The sequence below is a fragment of the Mesorhizobium sp. GbtcB19 genome (genome assembly GCF_019091085.1).
Lineage (GTDB): Bacteria > Pseudomonadota > Alphaproteobacteria > Rhizobiales > Rhizobiaceae > Mesorhizobium.
In genome coordinates this window covers 190,588-199,221 of the sequence record NZ_JAGXJY010000011.1, presented here as the reverse complement: position 1 = coordinate 199,221, position 8,634 = coordinate 190,588, and the positions used below count along the sequence as shown (strand labels likewise).

General features: G+C 65.3%; 7 protein-coding genes. 2 read left to right on the top strand and 5 right to left on the bottom strand.

All coding sequences use genetic code 11. From position 1 onward, the window contains the following. Positions 1–10: 10 nt before the first annotated feature. Positions 11–853: a LysR family transcriptional regulator gene (locus tag KVT37_RS19975; protein WP_308642669.1), complete on the top strand. Its 843-nt coding sequence runs from the start codon at positions 11–13 to the stop codon at positions 851–853. A 110-nt stretch (positions 854–963) separates the two neighbouring features. Here KVT37_RS19975 and betB read toward each other — a convergent pair whose 3' ends face one another. From betB to betI, 5 genes are read right to left on the bottom strand one after another with little or no spacing between them, the layout of a single operon-like run. Beyond that, positions 964–2,427, bottom strand: coding sequence for a betaine-aldehyde dehydrogenase (gene betB, locus KVT37_RS19970; RefSeq protein WP_217576192.1), 1,464 nt, complete (start codon positions 2,425–2,427; stop codon positions 964–966). A gap of 53 nt (positions 2,428–2,480) precedes the next feature. Continuing rightward, a complete protein-coding gene (betA, locus tag KVT37_RS19965) occupies positions 2,481–4,133 on the bottom strand; it encodes a choline dehydrogenase (protein ID WP_217576190.1) in 1,653 nt (550 codons plus the stop codon). Further along, positions 4,126–5,130: a threonine/serine dehydratase gene (locus KVT37_RS19960; RefSeq protein WP_217576188.1), complete on the bottom strand. Its 1,005-nt coding sequence runs from the start codon at positions 5,128–5,130 to the stop codon at positions 4,126–4,128. Before KVT37_RS19960 ends, betA begins: the two co-directional genes overlap by 8 nt. Further along, positions 5,127–6,656: a choline-sulfatase gene (gene betC, locus KVT37_RS19955; protein WP_217576186.1), complete on the bottom strand. Its 1,530-nt coding sequence runs from the start codon at positions 6,654–6,656 to the stop codon at positions 5,127–5,129. The genes KVT37_RS19960 and betC overlap by 4 nt, the downstream gene beginning before the upstream one ends. Next, entirely contained in the window at positions 6,653–7,243 is a 591-nt protein-coding gene (gene betI, locus KVT37_RS19950) for a transcriptional regulator BetI (RefSeq protein WP_217576184.1), read from the bottom strand. The genes betC and betI overlap by 4 nt, the downstream gene beginning before the upstream one ends. A gap of 188 nt (positions 7,244–7,431) precedes the next feature. On the opposite strand from betI, the gene KVT37_RS19945 reads away from it, so the two are divergent. Further along, complete coding sequence (locus KVT37_RS19945) at positions 7,432–8,598, top strand: acetyl-CoA acetyltransferase (protein WP_217576182.1); 1,167 nt, start codon at positions 7,432–7,434, stop codon at positions 8,596–8,598. Positions 8,599–8,634 lie beyond the last annotated feature (36 nt).

Here is an 8,634-nt window from a genome sequence, read left to right as displayed (position 1 = left end):
GGGGCGCCCGGTGGCGGCTCCCCCCGAGCCCCCCGGGGTGAACCCCCCGGCCGTGCTGGGGCGCCACCCCCAGTTGGAGGGACGCCCCGGGGGGCAATTGTTCGAAAAGCTGCCTTCGGGCTCCCGCCTCACGGCTGCGGGCGAGGAGGTCCTCGAATTCGCGAACCAGATGGAAGCGTCGTCGCACCTTCTGGAGACGCGCGTCTTCGGGCGCGATCAGAGCGTGCGCGGGCTTCTGCGGGTGACGCTGGCGCCGCCCCTTGCGACACACCTGCTTATGCCGGACTTCGCCGATTTCGCGCGTCTGCATCCGGACATCGAGATGGAAGTCGTGTCATCCGGCGAACTGGCAAATCTGACCAACCGCGAGGCCGACGTCGCGATCCGCGTTGTCTACGACCGCAAAACCCTGCCGCTCAATCTTCACGGCCTGAAGGGGCCGGAGGTGTTCGGCGGCGTCTACATGTCCCGCGATCGACTAGCCGCGTGGCGTGCGGGCGCGCCTGATCCCATCCGGTGGATTGTCATAAGCATTCATGGAATTCCGGATTGGGCCAGCGACGGCGAGGTTCGCACCACCGGGGTTCCATTCAGGACCACGGACGGCGAAGCGCAGATCGTTGCTGTGCGGCAAGGGCTGGGGATGACCACGCTGCCGTGCTTCGTCGGTGATGCCGACCCCTTGCTGGCGAGAGTGCCGGGCACCGATCTGCACATGTACGGAACGCTTTGGCTTCTCACCCAGGGGGAGGCACGTAAGACGAAGCGTGTGCGGCTCTTCACGGAGTTTATATCCCGCAGTCTCGCCGAGTACGCTCCGCTTCTCGCGGGGCTGTCTGTGTTGCGCGACTGATGCGCACCGGATCGCCAGCGACGCTTGCGGCGGACAGGTGCCTGCAAGCGAGGGCATTCCCGGCTCTTCAGCGGGGGGAGATCAACTTGTCGGCTCGGCTTCGCAAACCGTCAGTAAGGTGCCGCCACGTCTCCCGTCTCGACATAGACCGCCTTCAACTGCGAATAATGCGCCAGCGCGGCAAGCGAGTTCTCGCGGCCGATGCCGGATTGCTTGACGCCGCCGAAGGGCATTTCCACCGGCGTCAGATTGTAGGCGTTGATCCAGCAGGTGCCGGCCTGCAGCTCGGCGATGACGCGATGCGCGCGCGGCAGGTCGCGCGTGAACACGCCGGCGGCCAGCCCGAATTCGGTGTCATTGGCGCGCTCGATCACCTCATCCTCGCTGTCGAATTTCAGCACGCTCATCACCGGGCCGAAGATTTCTTCGCGCGCAATGCGCATGGCGTCGGTGACGCCGGTGAACACCGTCGGCTCGATGAAGAAGCCGCCGTCGAAACCTTGCAGCGACGGCACATTGCCGCCGCAGGCGAGCGCGGCACCCTCCTGCTTGCCGGCTTCGATATAGGACACCACCTTGTCCTGCTGCGCCCTGTTGACCAGCGGTCCCATCTGCGTTTCGGGATCGAGCGGATCGCCGATGCGGATCTTTTTCGTCCGCTCTACCAGCCGCTCGACGAAGCGGTCGTGCAGGCCGCTTTGCACGAAGACGCGCGTGCCGTTGGAGCAGATCTGGCCGGTCGAGTAAAAATTGCCGAGCATGGCGCCGCCGATGGCGTTCTCGAGATCGGCGTCGTCGAAGACGATCAGCGGCGACTTGCCGCCGAGCTCCATCGTCGCGTGCTTCATCTTCGAGCCGGCAAGCGACAGCACCTTGCGCCCGGTCGGCACCGAGCCGGTCACCGAGACCTTTGCCACCACATCGTGGCCGACCAGGCCGGCGCCGACATCGCCATAGCCTTGCACCACGTTGAACAGCCCGTCAGGCAGGCCGGCTTCAGAATAGATCTCGGCCAGCGCCAGCGCCGACAACGGTGTGTTTTCCGACGGCTTGAACACCATGGCATTGCCCATGGCCAAGGCCGGCGCCGACTTCCAGCCGGCGATCTGGATCGGGTAGTTCCAGGCGCCGATGCCGACGCAGACGCCGAGCGGCTCCCGCCGCGTATAGGCAAACGGCCCGCCGAGGTCGATCATCTCGCCGTTGAAGCTAGCCACCGCGCCGGCGAAATACTCGAGGCAGTCGGCGGCCGAGGGCGCGTCCGCCACCAGAGTCTCCTGGATCGCCTTGCCCGTGTCGAGCGTCTCGATACGGGCGAGGTCGGCATTGCGCGCGCGTAAAATGTCGGCGGCGCGGCGCAGGATGCGGCCGCGCTCGACCGGCTTCAGCCGCGCCCAGGCCGGCTGTGCCGCCCGCGCGGCCTCGATCGCCAACTCCAACACGTTGGGCGTCGCCGAATGCAGCGTAGCGATGGTCTCGCCTGTCGCCGGATAGATCACCGGCAAAGGCGCGCCGCCTTCGTCCTCGATGTAGCGGCCGTTGACGTAGTGCGATGCCGTGGGCTGGGCGCGCATGATCTTCTCCGTTCGTAATCGCAGGGCGGGGAGGGCGCCCGCCGGATCATGCTCTATCTGTCCGCCACCTGCCAGCGCGGATTGATCCAGGGTTCCTGGTTGGACGGCGCCAGCGGCGTGCGACCGAGAATGTGGTCGGCAGCCTTCTCGCCGGTCATGATCGAGGGCGCGTTGAGATTGCCGTTGGTCACCCGCGGGAAGATCGAGGAGTCGGCGACGCGCAGGCCCTCGACGCCGATCACCCGGCATTCCGGATTGACGACGGCGGTCAAATCGTCGGCGCGTCCCATCCTGCAGGTGCCGCAAGGATGGTAGGCGCTCTCGGCATGGTCGCGGATGAAGGCGTCGAGTTCGTCGTCCGACTGCACATGGCTGCCCGGCGAAATCTCCTTGCCCCGAAAACCGTCGAAGGCCTTCTGGCCAAAGATCTCGCGCGTCAGGCGGATGCAGTGGCGGAACTCGCTCCAGTCGTCAGGATGCGACATGTAGTTGAAGCGGATCACCGGCTTGGCGCGGGCGTCGGGCGAGCGCAGCGTAACCGAGCCGCGCGATTTCGAGCGCATCGGCCCGACATGCGCCTGGAAGCCATGCGACTTCGCCGCCGCCTTGCCGTCATAGCGCACGGCAGCCGGGATGAAGTGGTACTGGATATCGGGATAGTCGACGCCGGCAGCAGAGCGCACGAAGGCCGCCGCCTCGAAATGGTTGGTGGCGCCGAGCCCCGTCTTGAAGAACAGCCATTGCGCTCCGATCAGCGCCTTGGAGAAGGGATTGAGCACCGAGTTCAGCGTGATCGGCTTGGTCGCTTCCTGCTGGATGTAGAGCTCCAGATGGTCCTGCAGGTTGGCGCCGACGCCCGGACGGTCGGCAATCACCGGGATGCCGTTTTCCTGCAGATGCGCGCCCGGGCCGATGCCGGACAGCATCAGGATCTTGGGCGAATTGATCGACGACGCCGCGACGATCACCTCACGCCGCGCCTTAACGACTTGAATCTTTTTGTTAGCTTCGATCTCGACGCCGATCGCGCGTTGATTCTCGATCACCACGCGGCGGGCGAAACCCTTGACCAGGCGGACATTTCCGCGCTTCAGAGCCGGCTTGAGATAGGCGTTCGCCGCCGACCAGCGGCGGCCGCCCAGGATGGTCTGCTCCATCGCGCCGAAGCCTTCCTGCTTCGAGCCGTTATAGTCGTCGGTGAGCTCGAACCCGGCCTGGCGGCCTGCCTCCGTGAAGGCGCCATAGAGCGGATTCTCGCGCGTGCCGCGCTGGACGTGCAGCGGCCCGCTTTTGCCCCGCCAGCCATCCTCGCCGCCGTCGGCATCCTCCATGCGCTTGAAATAGGGAAGCACGTCGGCGAAGGCCCAGCCGGCCGCGCCCTGTTCGGCCCAGTGGTCGAAGTCGTGCGCATGGCCGCGCACATAGACCATGCCGTTGATAGAGGACGAGCCGCCGATCACCTTGCCGCGCGGCGTGGCAAGCACGCGGCCGCCGAGATGCGGCTCGGGCTCGCTGGCAAAACCCCAGTCGTAAAGGCTCATATTGAGCGGGATCGACAATGCGGACGGCATCTGGATCAACGGCCCCATATCGGTGCCGCCGAACTCGATGACGATCACCGAGTGCTTGCCGTCTTCCGACAGCCGGTAGGCCATGGCCGAGCCGGCGGAGCCGGAGCCGATGATGACGAAATCCGCTTCAAGCATTGTTCATATGCGCCATAAAATCGGCGAGCGAGACATTGCCGCCGGTTGCAACAACGAGGACGGTTTTGCCCGCCACATCCACCTTGCCGCCGAACAGCGCTGCCAGCGACGCCGCGCCCGACGGCTCCAGCACCAGCTTCATCCGCTCGAAGGCGATCTTCATCGCGCGCCGCACCGAGGCATCGTCGACGGTGACGCCGCGAACGCCGGCAGCGCTCACCGCCGCGAAGGGCGCGTCGCCGGGTTTTCGGGCCATCAGCCCGTCGCAGATCGATTTCGGCCCGATCGGCATCGTCTCGATCGCGCCATGCGCCAGCGACGACCCCATGCCGTTGAAACCTTCCGGCTCGACGGCGATGATGTCGGTCTTCGGCGAAAGATAGTGGAAGGCGAGCGACACGCCGCCGATCAGCCCGCCGCCGCCGACCGAACAGAACACCAGGTCGGCATGCGCCTTCTTCGTCGCCAACTGGTCGAGCGCTTCCAGCCCCGCGCCGGCCTGGCCGGCGACGATCTCCGGGTCGTCGAAGGGATGGAGAAGCGTGAGGTGCTCGGTCTCGGCGATCTCGCGCGCCTTGGCGGCCGCAACCTCCTCGCGGGCGCGCTCGCCATGATCGGTCAGCACCACCCGCGCGCCGTAACCGGCCGTCGCGTCGCGCTTGGCGGCGGGCGCATCGATCGGCATGACGATGGTGACCGGAATGCCCAGCGCCTGGCCGGCCGCCGCAAGCCCTTGCGCGAAATTGCCGGAGGAATAGGCGACGACGCCCTTTCTCGCCTCATCCGGAGAAAGCCGGTTCAGCCGCCAATAGGCGCCGCGCACCTTGAAGGAGCCGGCCCATTGCAGCGACTCCGGCTTGACGAAGACGCGCGCGGCACCCGTCTCCCGGGCAAGTGCGGCCGACTCCAGCAGCGGCGTCACCTGCGTGGCCGTCGCGGTGACGGCATAGGCGTGCTTCAGGTGATCAAGGGTAGGGACGAGAATGTCTGCCATCATTCGCCTCTCGGATACCGTTTGCTCTCTTCCAGATTGTCGAGGTTCATGTGATTGCGCATGTAGCGCTCCGATGCCTTCTGCAGTGGCTGGAAATCCCAGGGATAGTAGGCGCCGTTGCGCAGCGCCGGGTAGACGACCCAGCGGCGCGCCTGGCTTTCGCGCACGGCGGCATCGAAACCGGCCATGTCCCAGCGGGCCCTCACTTTTTCCATGAATGCCGCCACCAGGGCAGCGTTCGCCAGATCTTCAGCCAGATTGTCGCGCTCGAGCGGATCGGCTTCGAGATCGAACAGCTGCGGCGGGTCGAGCTCGCAATGGACGAACTTGTACTTGCCCTCGCGGATCGCGACCAGCGGCGCATAGGAACCCTCCGCCGCATACTCGATCAATACCGGCGCCGTGCGCGCCTTGCCATCGAGCAGCGGCAGCAGCGACTGGCCATCGGTCCATGGCGCGATCGCCGCGATGTCGATGCCGGCGAGGTCGCACAGCGTCGGCGTCACGTCGAGGTTGGAGACCGGCGCCTTGATCAGCCCGGCCGGCACGCCTTTGCCGGCGATCATCAGCGGCACGCGCGCCGAGCCTTCGAAGAAGCTCATCTTGAACCACAGGCCGCGCTCGCCGAGCATGTCGCCGTGATCCGAGCAGAACAGGATGGTGGTGTCGTCGAGCATGCGGGTGCGCTCGAGGACGTCCAGCAACTCGCCGAGCTTGTCGTCGACATAGGAGATGTTGGAGAAGTAGCCGCGCCGCGAACGGCGCACCTGTTCGGGCGTGATCTCGAAGGATTGATAATCGCTGGCGCGATAGAGCCGCTGCGAATGCGTGTCCTGCTGGTCATGCGCAATGAACGGCGTTTCCGGATCGAGCGCCTGACAATTCTCGTAAAGATCCCAATATTGCTTACGCGCGACATAGGGGTCGTGCGGGTGCGACAGCGAAACGGTGAGGCACCAGGGCCGGCGGCCCGTATCGTCCTGCTCCCGCGAGAGCTGGTAAAGCTTTTGCGAGGCCAGGAACACGACCTCATCGTCATACTCCATCTGGTTCGTCGTTTCGGCGACGCCGGCGCCGGTGACCGAGCCCAGATTGTGGTACCACCAGTCGATGCGCTCGCCGGGCTTGCGGTAGTCCGGCGTCCAGCCAAAATCGGCGGGATAAATATCGGTGGTGAGCCGCTCCTCGAAACCGTGCAACTGGTCCGGCCCGACGAAATGCATCTTGCCCGACAGGCAGGTGTAGTAGCCGGCAGACCGCAGGTGATGAGCGAAGGTCGGGATCGAGGACGTGAACTCGGCTGCATTGTCATAGACGCCGGTCCGAGACGGCAATTGCCCGCTCATGAACGAGGCCCGGCCAGGCGCGCAGAGCGGCGAAGCCGTATAGTTGTTGGCAAAGCGCGCCGAGCGGGCGGCGAGCGCCTTCAGATGCGGCACATGCAGGAAGTCGGCCGGTCCATCGGGAAACAGCGTGCCGTTGAGCTGATCGACCATGACGATCAGGAAGTTGGGTCGCCGGGTCGTCAAGGCAGGCTCCGTCCGTTGAGCTTGGTTTCGAGGTAGTCCTCGACGAGCGCGATCGCTGTCTGCGCGTCCGGCACGCCATCCTTCAATGCGCGGCGGATATAGAGCCCGTCGATCAGCGCCGCGGTCGCTTCCGCCACGCGGTCGGCCTCGAGCCGGGGCAGGATACCGGTCAACCCGCTCATCAGGTTCGAATGCAGCCGCCGCGCATAGATGCGCAGCAGCCGCCGCAGCTCGGATGATTTCTGCGCCTCGACATAGAAGGCGAGCCAGGCGGCGATGATCTGAGGCTGAAATTGATCGTCGGAGAAGCTGACCGCGACCACGGCCGAAACGCGCTGGCGCGGCGTGACGGCGAGGCCGAATGCGCGCCGCGTATCGGTGTTGAGCTCGGCCAGGATATGCCGCATCGTCGCGAACAGCAGTTCGTCCTTGGCGCCGAAATAGTGGTGCGCCAGCGCCGACGACACGCCGGCGCGCCCCGCGATCTCCGACATGGTGACGTCCAGCGAGCCGCGCTCGCCGATCGCAGAGATCGTCGCGTCGATCAACGCCTTGCGGCGCACTGGCTCCATTCCGATTTTCGGCATTTGGGGATCCGGTTCCGGAGTGAGATTATTTTTTATTGACGGATCAATCAATAAAAAATCGACGCCCGGATCAAGCGATCGTGCGGCACTGGCCTATCGCGAAAGACTGGAAAACGGTTCATCGTTGAACAATATTAGTCACATGCCGCGCAAGGATCGTGCTAGGTTTGCGGCAAATGGAGGCTGTCATGACCGCATGCATCGTCGGCTGGGCGCATTCGCGTTTCGGCAAGCTCGAAGGCGAGACGCTGGAGGGCCTGATCACCAAGGTAGCCGCCGAGGCGCTCGATCATGCCGGCATCGGCCCGGACGATGTCGACGAGATCGTGCTTGGCCATTTCAACGCCGGCTTCTCGCCGCAGGATTTTACCGCGAGCCTCGTGCTGCAGGCCGACGACCGGCTCCGCTTCAAGCCGGCGACGCGCGTCGAGAATGCTTGCGCGACCGGCTCGGCAGCAGTGCGGCAAGGCATCCGCGCCATCGACGCCAATGCTGCCCGCATCGTGCTGGTGGTTGGCGCCGAGCAGATGACGACCACGCCCGGTCCCGAGATCGGCAAGAACCTGCTCAAGGCGTCCTACCTGCCGGAAGATGGCGACACGCCGGCCGGCTTCGCCGGTGTCTTCGGCAAGATCGCGCAGGCCTATTTCCAGCGCTATGGCGACCAGTCGGACGCACTGGCCATGATCGCCGCCAAGAACCACAAAAACGGCGTCGACAATCCCTACGCGCAGATGCGCAAGGATTTCGGCTACGAATTCTGCCGCCAGGAAAGCGAGAAGAATCCGTTCGTCGCCGGTCCGCTGAAGCGCACGGACTGCTCGCTGGTCTCGGATGGCGCGGCCGCCCTTGTGCTCACCGACACCGCGACGGCGCTCAGGATGCGCCGCGCCGTCACCTTCCGCGCCAACGAGCATGTCCAGGATTTCCTGCCGATGTCGAAGCGCGACATCCTCTCCTTCGAGGGCTGCGAGCGTGCCTGGGAACAGGCGCTGAAGAAGGCCGGCGTGACGCTCGACGACCTTTCCTTCGTCGAGACGCACGACTGCTTCACCATTGCCGAGCTCATCGAATATGAGGCGATGGGTCTGGCCAGGCCCGGCGAGGGCGCCAAGCTGGCGCTGGACGGCACGACGGCCAAGGACGGCCGCCTGCCGGTCAATCCCTCCGGCGGCCTGAAGGCCAAGGGTCACCCGATCGGCGCCACCGGCGTCTCGATGCACGTGCTTACCGCCATGCAGCTGACCGGCGAGGCCGGCGGCATCCAGGTGCCGGGCGCCAAACTCGGCGGCATCTTCAACATGGGTGGCGCGGCCGTCGCCAATTACGTTTCCATTCTCGACAGGATTCGCTAGAAGCGGCCCGCAATAAAGCGGCGCGCCTATAGGCGC